This is a genomic window from Streptomyces sp. NPDC046909, assembly GCF_040644695.1.
In the GTDB taxonomy this organism is placed as follows: Bacteria; Actinomycetota; Actinomycetes; order Streptomycetales; family Streptomycetaceae; genus Streptomyces.
Window position 1 is genome coordinate 73,491 of sequence record NZ_JBEYXC010000006.1, and the last position, 15,075, is coordinate 88,565.

Below are 15,075 nucleotides of genomic sequence, written 5' to 3' on the forward strand. Positions count from 1 at the left end.
CTCCCCCCGTTGCGCACCCTCACCCCAGTGCGCGGTCCAGATTGAACGCCGCGCTGATCAGCGCGAGATGCGTGAACGCCTGCGGGAAATTGCCCTGTTGCTCACCGGTGTGGCTGATCTCCTCGGCGTACAGGCCCAGATGGTTGGCGTACGTCAGCATCTTCTCGAAGGCGAGGCGGGCCTCGTCGACGCGTCCGGCGTGCACCATGGCCTCGACGTACCAGAAGGAGCAGATGGAGAACGTGCCCTCGTCGCCGCGCAGTCCGTCGGGGCTGGCCAGCGGGTCGTAGCGGTAGACGAGGGAGTCGGAGACCAGTTCCTGGGTGAGCGCGTCCAGGGTGGAGAGCCACTTGGGGTCGGTCGGGGCGATGAACTTCGTGAGCGGCATCATCAGCACGGCCGCGTCCAGGACGTCCCCGTCCTCGTGCTGCACGAACGCCTGCCGGGTCTCGGACCAGCCGCGGCTCATGATCCGCCGGTAGATGGTGTCGCGGCACTTCAGCCAGCGGGGCAGATCGGCGGGGAGGCCGCGCCGGTTGGCCATGCGGATCGCCCGTTCGATCGCGACCCAGCACATCAGGCGCGAGTAGAGGAAGTTCTTGCGGCCGCCCCGGGTCTCCCAGATGCCCTCGTCGGGCTGGTCCCAGTGCTCGCACACCCAGTCCACCAGGGCGCACACATCGTCCCACTGGGCGCTGGAAATGGGCTTGGCCCACTTGTCGTAGAGGTAGATCGAGTCGATGAGCGCGCCGTAGATGTCCAGTTGGAGCTGGTCGGCGGCCGCGTTGCCGACGCGTACCGGCGCCGAGCCCTGATGCCCTTCCAGGTGCGGGAGTTCGTACTCGGTGAGGTCGGTGCGGCCGTCGACGCCGTACATGATCTGCAAGGGTCCGGAGGGTTTGCCGTCGCCCGGACTGACGTGCTTGGTCACGAAGTTCATGAACGCCTCGGCCTCGCCGGTGAAGCCGAGCCGCAGCAGGGCGTACACACAGAAGGCGGCGTCGCGCACCCACACGTACCGGTAGTCCCAGTTGCGCTCCCCGCCGAGCTGCTCGGGCAGGCTCGTCGTCGGCGCGGCCACGATCGCGCCGGTCGGGGCGTAGGTGAGGAGCTTGAGGGTGAGGGCCGAGCGGTGCACCATCTCCCGCCAGCGGCCCCGGTACTTGGAGGCGGCCAGCCAGCGGCGCCAGTAGACGACCGTGCTGTTGAACTGCTCCTCGGCCTCGATCCGCGCGCACCGGCGGGGCTCCACGTCCCCGCTGACCTGGTCCAGGGCGAACACCGCCGACTCGCCCTCGGAGAGCTTGAAGTCGGCGCGCACGTCCTGGCCGTCGGTCTCCAGGGCCACCGTCGCGGTCAGACCCAGCGACAGCCCCTCGGAGTCGAAGACGGCGACCTCGCCGACCTTGCGCACGGTGTGCGGCTTCCTGCCGTAGTCGAAGCGTGGCGCGACCCGCGTCCGGAAGGGGATGGAGCCGCGTACGCACACCACCCGCCGGATCAGCCGGTGCCGTTCGGCCTCGGCCGACTCTCCGTCCACGGGCATGAAGTCCTGTACCTCGCCGACCCCGTCCTCGGTGAAGAAGCGGGTGATCAGGACGTTGGTGTCGGGGAAGTAGAACTGCTTGGTCTTCGCCGGTACGGACGCCGCGAGCTCGAAGGCCCCGCCGCGCTCGGCGTCGAGGATCGCCGCGAAGACGCTCGGGGCGTCGAAGGACGGGCAGCAGTACCAGTCGATCGTGCCGTCCGTGCCCACGAGGGCCACGCTCCGCAGGTCACCGATCAGCCCGTGCTCGGCGATCGGCAGATATGTCGGTGCTCCGCTCATCGCAGCCTCCCTGGAACCCAGCCTAGGTCGGCCGAGGCCTTCAGGTGTCGTGAACGGGCTCAGACCGTGATGACCTGGATCCCGGCCTCCTCGAACCGCCGCACCGCGTCCGGCCCGGCAGCGGTGTCCGTCACCAGCGTGTCCACCGCCTCCGCCGCGCAGATCCGGGCGAACGCGCGCTGCCCCAGCTTGCTGGAGTCGGCGGCCACGATCACCCGCTCGGCGCGCTCGCACAGCAGCCGGTTGATCGCGGCCTCCGCCTCGTCGTGCGCGGCCGCGCCGTGCGTGACGTCGAAGGCGACGACACCGAGGACCGCGACATCGACGGTGATCTGGTTCAGCACCCCGTCGGCGAGCGGTCCGATGAGCTCGTACGACTGCGGGCGCGCCACCCCGCCGGTCAGCACGATCTTGAACTGGGGGCGTACGGCCAGCTCGTTGGCGATGTTCAGCGCGTTGGTGACGACGGTGAGCGCGGGCGACCCGGCCGCGAGATCCGCCCGCACCGCCAGGGCGCGGGCCACCTCGGTGGTGGTCGTGCCGCCGGTCAGCCCCACCGCCTCGCCGGGGGTGACGAGACCCGCGACCGCCTTCGCGATGCGCTGCTTCTCGGAGGCGTGCCGGGCCGTCTTGTAGCGCAGCGGCAGCTCGTACGACACCCCGTGCACGACCGCGCCGCCCCGGGTGCGGACGAGCATCTGCTGCTCGGCGAGCTGGTCGAAGTCGCGGCGGATCGTGGCGGCCGACACCTGGAGATCGGCGGCGGCCTCCTCGACGTCCAGCCGGCCGCGCTCCACGAGCAGCTCCAGCAGCGCCTTCCAGCGGGCGTCGCGGGACATCCGCACCCTCCGTTCCTCAGATCTCTCCGTGACCCTAGCGCACCCCGATGCGATCCGAATGCTTGATTCTGCTCGAAAGCTCGCTATATCTTGCAGAAACAAGCACGGCAGTGCGTGGCAAGCGAGTGTTCATGGCAAGGGGAGGAGCCGCGACATGACGTATGTCGAGGACGAACTGGTCAGCCAGCCCGAGTGCTGGATCCGGGCGGCGGCCGAGGCGCCGCGCCACACCGAGGCGCTCCCGGTACGGGGGGAGCGGGTCGCGATCGTGGGGTGCGGGACCTCGTACTTCATGGCGCAGTCCGTCGCCGCGCTGCGCGAGGGCGCGGGTCAGGGCGAGACGGACGCCTTCGCCGCCTCGGAGTTCCCGCAGGGCCGCTCGTACGACCGTGTCGTCGCCCTCACCCGCTCCGGTACCACCACCGAAGTCCTGGAACTGCTCGGCCGGTTGAGGGGCCGCACCCGGACGACGGCGATCACCGCCGACCCGCACACGCCCGTCATCGAGGCCGCCGACGACCTCGTCGTCCTCGACTACGCGGACGAACGGTCCGTCGTCCAGACCCGGTTCGCCACCACCGCGCTCACCCTGCTCCGCGCCCACCTCGGCCTGCACACCGACGCCGTCGTCACCGACGCCCGCACCGCACTCGCCACGCCCCTGCCCGAAGGGCTCGTCGACTGCGCGCAGTTCACCTTCCTGGGCCGTGGCTGGACGGTCGGGCTGGCCAACGAGGCGGGGCTGAAGATGCGCGAGGCCTCGCTGTCCTGGACCGAGGCCTATCCGGCGATGGAGTACCGGCACGGCCCCATCAGCGTCACCACCCACGGCACCGCCACGTGGATGCTCGGCGAGGCCCCCGAGGGACTGGCCGACCAGGTGCGCCAGACCGGCGGACTGTGGGTCGCGGGTGGTCTCGACCCGCTCGCCGAACTGGTCCGCGCCCAGCGGCTCGCCGTGGCCGTCGCCGCCGCCCGCGGCCTCGACCCGGACCGGCCGCGCCACCTCACCCGCTCCGTGATCCTCGCCGGTTCGTAGGAGACGCCGTGCCTCTCGTGACCACCGGCGAGCTCGTCAACCGCGCCGCCACCGGCCATCGGGCCGTGGCCGCCTTCAACATCGTCACGCTCGAACACGTCGAGGCGGTCGTCGCCGGCGCCGAGGCGGCCGCCGCCCCCGTCGTCCTCCAAGTCAGCGAGAACGCCGTCAAGTTCCGCCTCGGCCGTCTCCAGCCCCTCGCCCGCGCCGCCGTCGCCGCCGCCGAACGCGCCACCGTGCCCGTCGCGTTGCACCTCGACCACATCCAGAGCGACACCCTGCTCCGGCAAGCGCCGGACGCCGGATTCAGCTCCGTGATGTACGACGCGGCCCGTCTGCCCTACGACGAGAACCTCGCCGCGACCCGCGCCGCCGCCGACTGGAGCCACGCCCAAGGCCTCTGGATCGAGGCCGAGTTGGGCCAGGTCGGCGGCAAGAACGGCGAACCGCCGCTCGACGCCCACGCCCCCGGCGCCCGCACCGACCCCGCCGAGGCCCGCGCCTTCGTGACCGACTCCGGTGTCGACGCCCTCGCCGTGGCGATCGGCAGCTCGCACGCCATGACCACCCGCACCGCCACCCTCAACCACGACCTGCTCAAACGCCTGTCCGCCACCCTGGACGTACCGCTCGTCCTGCACGGCTCGTCGGGCGTGCCGGACGACGAACTGCGCGCGGCCATCGCGGGCGGCATCACCAAGGTCAACGTCGGCACCGCCCTCAACATCGCCATGACCGGCGCCGTACGCCAGTTCCTCACCGCCCACCCCGAGGCCGTCGACTCCCGCAAGTACCTGGGCGTGGGAAGGGAGGCGATGGCAGGGGCCGCCGAGCGGATCATCCGGCTGGTGGCCGGCGCGGCTACTTCTTGACGGCCCTGAGCACCACGAACTTCGGGTCACTGGCGACCAGTTCACTGTTCCCGAACAGCCGCCGCAGCTTGACGTGGTAGCCCAGATGGCGGTTGCCGATCACCCACAGCTCGCCGCCCGGCCGCAGCGCGCGCTGGGCGCCGGTGAACATCCGCCACGCCGTGGCGTCGGTGGTCGCCTGGTGGGAGTGGAACGGCGGATTGTTGAGCACGAGGTCGACACTCCCGGCCGCCACCCCGGCCAGCCCGTCCCCGACCCGGAACTCGGCGTGCCCCGGCACCCCGTTCGCCTTGTACGTCGCCTCGGCGGAGGCCACCGCCTGGAACGACTCGTCCACGAACAGCACCTCGGCCTCGGGATTGCCGAGCGCCATCGCCGTACCGACGACCCCGTTGCCGCACCCCAGGTCCACCACGCGCTCCGCGCCACGGCTGCGCGGCAGATGCCGAAGGAGGAACCGTGTGCCGATGTCGAGCCGGTCGGCGCAGAAGACACCCGCGTGGTTGACGACGGTGCGTCCCGAGACCCGGCCGATGCCGTCGGGCAGCTCATAGCTGTACGGCCACGGGTTGGCGGCCGGTTCCGCGTTCGGCCCGGGCGTCGGCTCGGGCGTGCAGAAGATCAGCCGCGCCTTCTTCTCCGCGAGGGAGGTGCGGGTCGGTCCGAGGATCCGCTCGAACAGCTTCAGCGTCGAGGTGTGGATCTCCTTGACCATCCCGGTCCCGACGACCACCGTGCCCTCGTGCACCCCGGGCGCCAGCCGCAGCAGCTGGTCCTCCAGGAGGGCCAGGCTCTTCGGCACCCGCACCAGCAGGACGTCGATCCGGCCGGGTGGCGGATCCTGGGTGGTGAGCAGCCGTACGGCCCCCGTCTCGACCCCGGCGCGGGCCAGGTTCGCCCGGGTCGCCTCCTGGGCGAGGTAGGAGTCGGTGATCTGCGTCGGCCGGTGCTCGGCCAGCGCCGTGACCAGCGCGCCCCAGCGGTCGCCGAGAACCACGACCGTGCCGGACAGCGGGACCCCCTGCTCGGCCAGGTGCCTCAGGAGGTACTCGTCCGAGGCGTCCCAGGCACGCAGCCGGTTGCGCGGGTCCTCGGGGAAACGGGCCAGCGCGAGCTCGCCCCAGGGCGTCGTCATACGGTCGTTCATCGTGGGTCCAGGCTAGCCGAGCCGCAGCTCAGGGCAGGATGGGGAGCATGGACGCCGAGCTGTTCCCCAGGGACCGTACGCAGATCGCGCCCGGCGCGGTCCACGTGCCGGACTGGCTCGACGCGCGGCACCAGCGCGAACTCGTGACGGCCTGCCGCGCGTGGGCCCGCCCCCCGGCCGGCCTGCGCACGGTCCACACCCCCGGCGGCGGCACGATGACCGCCCGGCAGGTCTGCCTCGGCTGGCATTGGTACCCGTACGGCTACGCCCGCACGGTCGTCGACGGCGACGGCTCCCCGGTGAAACCGTTCCCGGAATGGCTGGGGGAGCTGGGCCGGAGCGCGGTGCGGGACGCGCTGGGGGAGCCAGGGGAGCCAGGAACGCTGGGGGCGCCGGGGAGGCCGAGGGCGCCCTCACCGTCGTACGACATCGCGTTGATCAATTTCTACGACAGTGACGCCCGCATGGGCATGCACCGCGACAGCGACGAGACGGCGGACGCCCCGGTGGTGTCGCTGAGCCTCGGCGACAGCTGTGTCTTCCGGTTCGGGAACACGGAGACGCGGACGCGGCCGTACACGGATGTCGAGCTGCGCAGCGGCGACCTGTTCGTGTTCGGCGGGCCCGCGCGGCTCGCACACCACGGGGTGCCGAAGGTGTACGCCGGTACCGCGCCGCCGGAGTTGGGGCTGACCGGACGGCTGAACATCACGCTCAGAGTCAGCGGCCGGTAGGTTCCCGGCACAGCGGATCATGGGAGACTCGCCCTCATGAGCGGCGACGCGAACCCCCGGCCGGCGGGGGAAGGAACCACCTCCAGGACACGCCTCGACCGGGGGCGCGGTGCGCTCGGGCCCGCGCTGGAGCTCGTGCACACCGGGCGCGCCCCGACCCGCGCCGTGCTCACCGCCGAGCTCGGCGTGACCCGTGCCACGGCCGGAGCGGTCGCCGCCGAACTGGAGGCCCTCGGGCTGATCCGCGTCGACGCCCGGCCCGGCGCGGCCGCCGGTTCGCAGGGGCGGCCCTCGCACCGGCTCGCGGTCGCCGAGGACGGGCCCGTCGTGCTCGCCGCGCAGGTGCACGCCGACGGGTTCCGGGCGGCGCTGGTCGGCCTCGGCGGCCGGATCGTCGCCACCGCGCCCGGCTGCGAGACCGTCGACGCCGACCCGGCGAAGGTCCTCGCCTCGGTCGTCGAGGCGGGCGTCGAGCTGCTGCGCATCACGGGCCTGCGCTGCGTGGGCGCCGGCCTCGCCGTCCCCTCGGCCGTCGCCGAACCCGACGGCACCGCGCTCAACCCGCTGCACCTGGCCTGGCCCGTCGGCGCCCCCGTGCGCCGGATCTTCGCGGAGTGCGTACGGGCCGCCGGGCTGACCGGACCGGCCTTCGCGGGCAACGACGTCAACCTCGCCGCCCTCGCCGAGCACCGGCACGGCGCGGGGCGCGGCGCCCGGGACCTGCTGTGCGTGGCCACCGGGCACCGGGGCGTCGGCGGGGCGCTCGTCCTCGACGGCCGTCTGCACACCGGCAGTTCGGGCCTGGCGCTGGAGGTCGGCCACCTTACCGTCAACCCCGAGGGCCGCCCCTGCCACTGCGGCAGCCGGGGCTGCCTGGACGTCGAGGCCGACCCCCTCGCCCTCCTCAACGCGGCCGGCCGGGAGCCCGGACCCGAGGTGTCCCTGCTCCAGCAGGCCAACGAACTCGTCCGCGACCACTACGACGACCCGGCCGTCCGCACGGCCGGCGAGGCGCTCATCGACCGGCTCGGCCTGGGCCTCGCCGGCCTGGTGAACATCCTCAACCCGGACCGCATCATCCTCGGCGGCCTCCACCGCACCCTCCTCGACGCCGACCCGGACCGGCTGCGCGCGGTCGTCGCCGACCGAAGCCTGTGGGGGCAGAGCGGGGGCGTGCCGATCCTGGCGTGCACGCTGGACCACAACAGCCTGGTCGGCGCGGCCGAGTTGGCGTGGCAGCCGGTGCTGGACGACCCGCTGGGGGCGCTGACGGCCGCGTGACGTGGGCGCGTCTGCCGAGGGGTGAACGCGAGCGCGAGCGTCAGCCGAGGGATGAACGCGAGGGCGAGTGCCGGCCGGTCAGCGCCTGGGTGCCGATGACGGACAGCAGCTCCAGCTTCTCGGCGGCCTCGGTGCCCGGTTCGGCCGAGTAGACGAGGATGTGCAGATCGTTGCCCTCGACCCGCAGCAGATCGCAGTCCAGGGTGAGCAGGCCCACCTGCGGATGCTCGATCGTCTTGCGCGAGGCCTCCAGACGCCCCACGACCCCCGCGTCCCACAACTCCGAGAACCGCTCGCTGCCCGCCCGCAACTCCTCGATCAGGCGCCGCAGTTGAGGGTCAGCCGGATACCTCGCGGCCGTCGCCCGCAGCTCGGCGACCATGCCGACCTCGAAGGCGCGCCGCTCGTCGGGAGTGTGCCGGACCCGGCCCGGCGCACCGAGGAAGTTGCGCCACACCCCGTTGCGCTCGAAACCGCGCAGACCCGAGGCGTCCCCCAGCAACGCCGAGTACATCGGATTGGCCACGAGCAGGGTCATCGCCGCGTCGGAGACCCCGACCGGCGTGTCCACCAGCCGGTCGAGCAGCCGCTGCACGCTGGGCGTGAGGTACGAGGGCACCGTCCCCGGCCCCGGTGGCACAAGACCGGCCTGCCGGTACAGATACGCCCGCTCGTCCCCCGACAACCGTAGCGCCCGCGCCAGCGCCTCCACGACCTGCGCCGACGGACTGACCGCCCGCCCCTGTTCGAGACGCGTGACGTAGTCGACCGAGATCCCCGCCAGCAGGGCCAGCTCCTCGCGCCGCAGCCCCGGCGCACGCCGCTGACCACCGGCCGGCAGCCCCGCCGTCGCCGGGGCGACCCGGTCGCGCCAGCGCCGCAGCGCCTGCCCCAGTTCCGTCGTCGTCATGCACCCAGTGAACCGCGTCGGCCGAGGCGGTGCCTGGTACTGCGAGTCCCAGGAAGAAGGGTCTTCTGGCTGTCCGCACGGCCCCGCCGGAAGGTGGGGGCATGACGACCACACTCATCACCGGAGCCAACAAGGGTCTCGGCCACGAGACCGCCCGACAGCTCGTCGCCGCGGGTCACACCGTCTACATCGGCGCCCGGGACGCCGAACGCGGCCGCCGCGCCGCCGAGGAACTCGGCGCCCGCTTCGTCCAGCTCGACGTCACCGACGACGCCTCCGTCCAGGCCGCCGCCAAGACCGTCGAGGCCGACGGCGGCCTCGACGTCCTGGTCAACAACGCCGGCATCGAGGTGCGCGTCGAGAACAACGCCATCCCCACCGCCGCGGACACCACCGCCGACGAGATGCGCACGGTGTTCGAGACCAACGTCTTCGGCCTCGTCCGCGTCACCCACGCCTTCCTCCCGCTGCTCCAGCGGTCCACGGCCCCCGTCGTGGTCAACGTCAGCAGCGGCCTCGCCTCACTCTCCCGGCTCTCCGACCCGGACTCCCCGGCGCACTTCTACCCGGCCGTCGCCTACCCGGCGTCCAAGACCACCGTCAACATGATCACCGTGCAGTACGCGAAGGCGTTCCCCGGGATGCGGATCAACGCCGTCGAACCCGGCTTCACCGCGACGGACCTCAACGGCCGCACGGGCACCCAGACCGTCGAACAGGGCGCCGAGATCATTGTCCGCATGGCACGGACCGGCCCCGACGGCCCGACCGGCGCGTACGTCGACGCCGAGGGCCCGCTGCCCTGGTGACCCCCGGGGCCCGGCACGTAGGCTCGGGGCCATGCGGATCTCCGTCTCCTCGGACATGGACGAACCCGTGGCCCGCGCCCTCGTCGCCGAGCTGCGCGCCCGGGGCCACCACGTGGTCACCCACGGGGCGCTCGAACCCGGCTCCGACCCCCAGTGGGCCGCCTGCTCGGAGGCGGCGGCCCGGGACGTCGCGGCGGGATCGGCGGACCAGGCGGTCGTGTGCTGCTGGACCGGCACGGGCGCGTCCATCGCCGCCAACAAGATCCCGGGCGTACGGGCCGCCCTGTGCACCGACGCCTACACCGCCGACGGCGCCCGCCGCTGGAACGACGCCAACGTCCTCGCCCTCAGCCTCCGCCTGACCTCCGAACCGCTGCTCAAGGAGATCCTCGACGCGTGGTTCGCGGCCGAGGCCAGCGCGGACGCGGAGGACCGGGAGAACGTGGCCAGGGTGGGGCGGCTGGATCTCAGGGAGCCGTGACTCGGGGCGCCGTGAGGCTCCACAGCGCGGCGACCAGCGGCCGGCGCAGATCCGTCCGCCGTACGCACAACCCGATCGGAAACGCCTCCGGCGCCGGATCCGCCGGGATCACCGCCAGCCGGTCCCGCACCGCACTGTGCTCCAGTACGAGACGCGGCACCACGCCCGTCCCGCAGCCCAGGGCGACCAGCGTCAACAGCCCTTCGTGACCGTCCGGTTCACAGGCCACCTCGGGCAGGGTGCCCCGGGCGCGGAACCAGCGGTCGGCGGCGTCGCGCACCAGCCCGCGGTGGGGGAGGACGAACGGCCCGTCGAGGCCGGGGTCCGGGCGATCGGCGGCCGTGACCGCCACCAGCTCCGTGACCGCGACGGTCCGTCCCACCAGCGGTTCCGGCAGCCGCGCCGGGATCCCCGCGACCGCCACGTCCACCTCGCCCTCGTCGAGGCGGGCCAGCGCGGCCGCCGCGTCGCCGGTGCGCAGGTCGAGGCGGACCTGGGGGTGCGCGGCGCGGAACGGGGCCAACAGGTCCGGCAGCAGCGCCTGGCAGGCGGTCACCGTGGCGAACACGGCCAGACGGCCGGTGAGTTCGGCCGGGTCGGGATGCTCCTCCCGGTAGGAGCGCCACAACTCCAGTGCCTCGACGGCGTATTCACGGAACCGGTGCCCCTCCGCCGTCAGCGACACCCCGCGCGGCCCCCGGTCGAACAGCCGGTGCCCGAGGTCGGCCTCCAGCCGCTGCACGGTCCGCGTGAGCGTCGCCGCGCTGACGTGACAGTCGAGACTGGTCCGCCCGAAGTTGAGTGTCCGTGCGAGGTGCAGGAAGAGCCGCAGCTCCCGATGATCGTCCCGCATGACCTGCGCCTTTCATTCCCTGCAACAGTCCGCTGCGAATGTTGCGCTTGCCGCAACATGCCCCCGGAGCCTACAACTCGACCATGACCTCCACCACGTACGGCTCCCGTGTCTTCGCCCTCGAAACGATGGACGTCCCCGGCGGCACCGAGACCATCCTCCGCGGCGGCCGACACCTCTTCCCGCTGCTGGCGCAGGCCTTCGCCGGGATCCGCCGCGTCGGCGTGATCGGCTGGGGCCCGCAGGGCCGCGCCCAGGCCCTCAACCTGCGCGACTCCCTCGCCGGCACGGACATCCGGGTGACGGTGGGCCTGCGCCCCGGCTCACGCTCGGCCGCCGACGCCCGCGCCCACGGCTTCACCGAGGAGGACGGAACCCTCGGCGACTGGCTCGCCGTCACCGCCGACAGCGACCTCGTGATCCTGCTGATCGCGGACGCCGCCCTCGCCGCCCACCACCAGGAGCTCTTCGCCGCGCTGAAGCCGGGCGCCGCGATCGGCCTCTCACACGGCTTCCTGCTTGGCCATCTCCGCGCGACCGGAGGCGACTTCCCGCCCGGACACGCGGTGATCGCGGTCTGCCCCAAGGGCATGGGCGACTCCGTGCGACGGCTCTACCAGCAGGGCGCCGAGATCAACGGCGCCGGGATCAACAGCAGTTACGCCGTCCACGCCGACCCCGACGGCCGGGCCGTCGACCTCGCGCTCGGCTGGTCGGTCGCGCTCGGCTCGCCGTACACCTTCCGCACCACGCTCGACAGCGAGTACCTCTCCGACATCGTCGGCGAACGCGCCATCCTGCTCGGCGCCGTCCACGGCATCGTCGAGAGCCTCTTCACCCGCTACCGCCTCGCCGGGGACGACGCGGTGACGGCGTACGAACGCTCCTGCGAGAACGTGACCGGCCCGATCGCCCGCACGATCTCCCGGGCCGGCCTGCGCGCGGTCCGCGAGGGCCTCGACCCCGACAGCCGGGACGTCTTCGACCGCGCGTACACGGCGACGTACGGTCCCGCCCGGGAGATCGTCGCAGAGATCTACGACGAGGTCGCCGACGGCACGGAGCTGCGCAGCGTGATCCTGGCCGAACGGCGGCTCGGGGCACGGGAGATGAGCCGGATCGGTGGCTCCCCGATGTGGTCGGTGAGCGCGAGGGCGCACGCCCGCCGGGCCGGACGGGAGCTGTCCGTCGACCCCTTCACGGCAGGCGTGTTCATCGCCACGATGACGGCCCAGATCGACGAGTTCGCCGACCGGGGCCACCCCTGGTCCGAGATCGTCAACGAGTCCGTCATCGAGGCCGTCGACTCCCTGCTGCCCTACATGCACGCCCGCGACGTCGCCTACATGGTCGACAACTGCTCCCGCACCGCCCGCCTCGGCGCCCGCCGCTGGGGCCCCCGCTTCCAGACCGCCTACGAGCAGATCGCCTACCCGGCCGCCGAACACCCGGCCGACACCGCCCTGTTGACGGCCTTCGACACCCACCCCGCCCACGAAGCCCTGGCCGCGGCGGCGAAACTGAGGCCTTCGGTGGACATCGCCGTCGCCTAGCCGGCCTCCGCCAGGGCGCGGCGCGGTCTCGGGACCAGTTCGCCGCCGCAGTTCGGGCAGATGTCGTGCATGGCCTCGCTGCACGCCACACAGAAGGTGCACTCGTAGGTGCAGATACGGGCGGCGGCGTCGGTCGGCAGCTCGGCCTTCTCGCAGCGTTCGCAGCGGTCGCGCATCTCCAGCGCCATCTCAGCTCCAGTCCTCGTCGCTCGGTCAGGGCCACTCGACGGCGAGGGCCCGCCCAGGATTCTCCCTCATGATGAGTCCGACCAGCTCAGCGCCCATGTCCGCCGCCAGCCGCGGCACCACCCGACGCAGCAGATACGGCATCCCCGGACCGCCGTTCACCGAACGCGCCGCCGCGGTCGTGGTGTCACCGCCGAGAAGGAGACGGTCCCCGAACCCCGCCTCCGCCAGGGCCCGCACGGCGTCCGGCATCCGCCAGTCCGTGGCGTGGTTCGCGCGCGACGGACCGTCGAAGGCGAGGTAGCAGCCGCTCGCCGCGGCCTGGCGATGCACGACGAGGTCGGGGGAGCGGTTCAGATGGCCGAGGATCACGCGGTGCGGCGGCACCCCCAACTCCCCGCACAGCAGGTCGAGTACGTCCAGCGCACCGGTGCCCAGCTCCAGATGGACCGCGATCGGCGCCCCCGTCGCGTGGTGCGCCTCGGCCGCCGCGGTCATCGTCCAGCGGGCGTGCGCGTCGAGCGCGTGGAAGCCGCCCGCGACCTTGACGATCCCGGCGCGCACCCCCGACGTCCCGATGCCCTGCGTGAGTTCGGCGACGAAGAGCGCGGCGAGCCCGCCCCGCAGCGCCTTCAACGTCCGCTCGTCGTAGTGGACGGCCTGGTGCAGCCCGGTCGCGGCCACCACCCGCACCCCGGTCTCCCGGGACAGCGGCGGCAGATCCGCGGCCCGCCGCCCGAGACCGTACGGCGTCCACTGCACGACACTGTTCCCGCCCAGGGCGCGGAACGCCGCCAGCTCCGCCCGGGCCGCGGACACGTCCCGCAGCTCCTGCCCGGGCAACTGCGGGCTGCCGAAGAACACATGGTCATGCGCGTCGCACACGCCCAGCTCCGCCGGCGCCACGTCCCCGAGCACCGTACGGACCGCGCTCACCACTGGCGCCCCCGCGGCAACGCGGACAGCCCCGGCGCCGACAGATGCAGCACCTGGAACACCTCGCCGTCCGCCTTGGGCTCGTCCCGCGCCCAGAGCGAGACGTGGACGACCTCCCACCGGCTGGAGTCGACGACGGCCGCCGCCAGCACCGCCCCGTCCTCCGCCGCGAGCCGCCCGGCCTCGCGCACCGCGTCCCCCATGACCGCCGCCAACTCCACCCCGTCCGGCACGAGTTGACGGCGCCGCACCGCGACCCGCGCGGGCGAACCGGCGGCGCCGCCCTCCTCGTACGCCAGACCCGTCCACTGCCGCACCGACGGCCGTCCGAAGTCGCCGCACGGTTTCTGGAACGGGCCGCCCCAGAGGAAGGAGTTCATGCCCGCCATGGTGTCCCACAGATAGAACGGCGCGTACTGGTTCACCGGCGACCCGTGCACCCCGCGCTCCCGGATGAGATACGCCTTGGCCCCGAGGCCCTCCCAGTCGTCGAGGAGGTGTCCGACGCGGGCGACCCGGCCGCGGACGGCACCCATGTCGTAGTCGGCGGGCAGCGTGAACTCGTACTGCATGGCATGCATCGCGTGCCTCCTCAGGCGGGGTACTCCGCGGCGTCGACGTGTGTCTCCCAGTGCGCGGTCGTACCGTCCTCGGCGGCCTCCACGACCGTGAGATGGGTCATGAACGTGCGCGGTCCGGCGCCGTGCCAGTGCCGTTCGCCCGGCTCGATCCGGTGCCAGGCGGTGTGCGCTCCCGGCGCGAAGTGGACGTTGAACATCCGCAGCCGGGACGGGGATGCGGGCGCGGCTGTCTCGTCCAGCCACACCGTGCCCGTGAAGTTCTCCGCCGGGCCCTGGAGTGTGTCGGGACGCTTCCTTGTGATGTGCACGTGCGTGAACTCCTAGCGAGACGGCTTGAGAAGGGAGAGCAGCCCGCGGACCCCCGCGTCGAAGGCGGCGGGGGAGCCGGACGCGCGGGCGAGGACATAGCCGCCCTGCACGGTGGCGACGACGGTCGCGGCGATCGCCTCGCCGTCCAGGGAAGCCGCGAACTGCCCCTGCTCCTTGCCCTCTTCGACGATCCCGGCGATCCGCTCACGCAGCCAGTCGATGGTCTCGTCCACCGGCGCCCGCAACTCGTCGCTCGCGATGACCTCCGGGTCCATCGTCAGCCGGCCGACCGGACAGCCGCGCAGCACATCGCGCTCGCGCAGCAGATACGCCTCGATCCGCTCGTACGGCGTTCCCGGGCCGCCGAGCACTCCCTCGGCGGTGGCCCGCAACTCCTCGGCCGTCCGCCGGATCGCGGCCAGCGCGAGATCGGGCTTGCCCTTGAAGTGGTGGTACATGCTGCCCTGCCCGGCGCCCGAGCGCTCCAGGATGGCCTTGGGGCTGGTGCCCACGTAACCGCGCTCCCACAGCAGCTCGCGCGTGGACTCGATCAGACGCTCCGGGGTGCTCATGCGCTCACTGTACATACTAGTGGTTACAGAAGTCGAGCCGCTTGAGGAGCAGCCGGAAGGCGCCTTCGTACTCCCCGGGAGGTACGCGCATTGCCGCTGGCCGTACGACGACCCGGACCCCCTCCCGGAGCCAGGCTCGAAGCAT

Annotated in this window: 17 protein-coding genes; 7 read left to right on the forward strand and 10 right to left on the reverse strand. The window is 72.6% G+C overall.

The features are described 5' to 3' along the window. Positions 1-19 precede the first annotated feature (19 nt). Together ABZ928_RS21035 and ABZ928_RS21040 are read right to left on the reverse strand one after the other, a co-directional pair. On the reverse strand, positions 20-1,828 hold the full coding sequence (locus tag ABZ928_RS21035; RefSeq protein WP_361520889.1) for a glycoside hydrolase family 15 protein: 1,809 nt from the start codon (positions 1,826-1,828) through the stop codon (positions 20-22). A 59-nt stretch (positions 1,829-1,887) separates the two neighbouring features. Further along, the gene (locus ABZ928_RS21040; protein ID WP_361520892.1) at positions 1,888-2,667 is read right to left on the reverse strand and encodes a DeoR/GlpR family DNA-binding transcription regulator; all 780 of its coding nucleotides are present in this window, start codon (positions 2,665-2,667) and stop codon (positions 1,888-1,890) included. A gap of 154 nt (positions 2,668-2,821) precedes the next feature. Here ABZ928_RS21040 and ABZ928_RS21045 point away from each other — a divergent pair, with 154 nt between their 5' ends. Together ABZ928_RS21045 and ABZ928_RS21050 are read left to right on the forward strand one after the other, a co-directional pair. After that, positions 2,822-3,706, forward strand: coding sequence for an SIS domain-containing protein (locus tag ABZ928_RS21045; protein ID WP_361520895.1), 885 nt, complete (start codon positions 2,822-2,824; stop codon positions 3,704-3,706). Positions 3,707-3,714: 8 nt separating this feature from the next. Further along, the gene (locus ABZ928_RS21050) at positions 3,715-4,578 is read left to right on the forward strand and encodes a class II fructose-bisphosphate aldolase (protein ID WP_361520898.1); all 864 of its coding nucleotides are present in this window, start codon (positions 3,715-3,717) and stop codon (positions 4,576-4,578) included. Here the strand turns inward: ABZ928_RS21050 and ABZ928_RS21055 are convergent. Beyond that, positions 4,568-5,713 carry a methyltransferase gene (locus ABZ928_RS21055; RefSeq protein ID WP_361522227.1) on the reverse strand — a complete coding sequence of 382 codons (1,146 nt, stop codon included), beginning with the start codon at positions 5,711-5,713 and terminating at the stop codon, positions 4,568-4,570. The genes ABZ928_RS21050 and ABZ928_RS21055 overlap by 11 nt on opposite strands. A 59-nt stretch (positions 5,714-5,772) precedes the next feature. Between ABZ928_RS21055 and ABZ928_RS21060 the strand changes: the two genes are divergently transcribed. Beyond that, complete coding sequence (locus ABZ928_RS21060; RefSeq protein WP_361520900.1) at positions 5,773-6,459, forward strand: alpha-ketoglutarate-dependent dioxygenase AlkB; 687 nt, start codon at positions 5,773-5,775, stop codon at positions 6,457-6,459. Between the two features lie 36 nt (positions 6,460-6,495). Continuing rightward, positions 6,496-7,740 (forward strand): ROK family protein, encoded by a 1,245-nt coding sequence (locus tag ABZ928_RS21065; protein ID WP_361520903.1) that lies wholly within the window; start codon positions 6,496-6,498, stop codon positions 7,738-7,740. 40 nt (positions 7,741-7,780) lie between these two features. On the opposite strand, the gene ABZ928_RS21070 is transcribed toward ABZ928_RS21065, so the two are convergent. Continuing rightward, positions 7,781-8,650: a helix-turn-helix transcriptional regulator gene (locus ABZ928_RS21070; RefSeq protein WP_361520905.1), complete on the reverse strand. Its 870-nt coding sequence runs from the start codon at positions 8,648-8,650 to the stop codon at positions 7,781-7,783. A 101-nt stretch (positions 8,651-8,751) separates the two neighbouring features. Here ABZ928_RS21070 and ABZ928_RS21075 point away from each other — a divergent pair, with 101 nt between their 5' ends. Next, the gene (locus tag ABZ928_RS21075; RefSeq protein ID WP_361520908.1) at positions 8,752-9,459 is read left to right on the forward strand and encodes an SDR family NAD(P)-dependent oxidoreductase; all 708 of its coding nucleotides are present in this window, start codon (positions 8,752-8,754) and stop codon (positions 9,457-9,459) included. 31 nt (positions 9,460-9,490) lie between these two features. After that, positions 9,491-9,940, forward strand: a complete 450-nt coding sequence (locus ABZ928_RS21080) for an RpiB/LacA/LacB family sugar-phosphate isomerase (RefSeq protein ID WP_361520911.1) — start codon at positions 9,491-9,493, stop codon at positions 9,938-9,940. On the opposite strand, the gene ilvY is transcribed toward ABZ928_RS21080, so the two are convergent. Then, entirely contained in the window at positions 9,927-10,793 is an 867-nt protein-coding gene (gene ilvY / locus ABZ928_RS21085) for an HTH-type transcriptional activator IlvY (RefSeq protein ID WP_361520913.1), read from the reverse strand. The two genes, ABZ928_RS21080 and ilvY, sit on opposite strands and share 14 nt — an antisense overlap. 83 nt (positions 10,794-10,876) lie before the next feature. Here ilvY and ABZ928_RS21090 point away from each other — a divergent pair, with 83 nt between their 5' ends. Further along, positions 10,877-12,346 carry a ketol-acid reductoisomerase gene (locus tag ABZ928_RS21090; RefSeq protein ID WP_361520915.1) on the forward strand — a complete coding sequence of 490 codons (1,470 nt, stop codon included), beginning with the start codon at positions 10,877-10,879 and terminating at the stop codon, positions 12,344-12,346. Here ABZ928_RS21090 and ABZ928_RS21095 read toward each other — a convergent pair. From ABZ928_RS21095 to ABZ928_RS21115, 5 genes are read right to left on the reverse strand one after another with little or no spacing between them, the layout of a single operon-like run. Next, the gene (locus tag ABZ928_RS21095) at positions 12,343-12,534 is read right to left on the reverse strand and encodes a DUF1272 domain-containing protein (protein WP_361520918.1); all 192 of its coding nucleotides are present in this window, start codon (positions 12,532-12,534) and stop codon (positions 12,343-12,345) included. The genes ABZ928_RS21090 and ABZ928_RS21095 overlap by 4 nt on opposite strands. 25 nt (positions 12,535-12,559) lie before the next feature. Further along, the gene (locus ABZ928_RS21100) at positions 12,560-13,468 is read right to left on the reverse strand and encodes a phosphotriesterase (protein ID WP_361520921.1); all 909 of its coding nucleotides are present in this window, start codon (positions 13,466-13,468) and stop codon (positions 12,560-12,562) included. After that, positions 13,465-14,049, reverse strand: coding sequence for a DUF4865 family protein (locus ABZ928_RS21105; protein ID WP_361520923.1), 585 nt, complete (start codon positions 14,047-14,049; stop codon positions 13,465-13,467). The genes ABZ928_RS21100 and ABZ928_RS21105 overlap by 4 nt, the downstream gene beginning before the upstream one ends. A gap of 11 nt (positions 14,050-14,060) precedes the next feature. Beyond that, positions 14,061-14,357: a cupin domain-containing protein gene (locus ABZ928_RS21110; RefSeq protein WP_361520926.1), complete on the reverse strand. Its 297-nt coding sequence runs from the start codon at positions 14,355-14,357 to the stop codon at positions 14,061-14,063. Between the two features lie 12 nt (positions 14,358-14,369). Next, the gene (locus tag ABZ928_RS21115) at positions 14,370-14,945 is read right to left on the reverse strand and encodes a TetR/AcrR family transcriptional regulator (RefSeq protein WP_361520929.1); all 576 of its coding nucleotides are present in this window, start codon (positions 14,943-14,945) and stop codon (positions 14,370-14,372) included. Between the last annotated feature and the right edge of the window lie 130 nt (positions 14,946-15,075).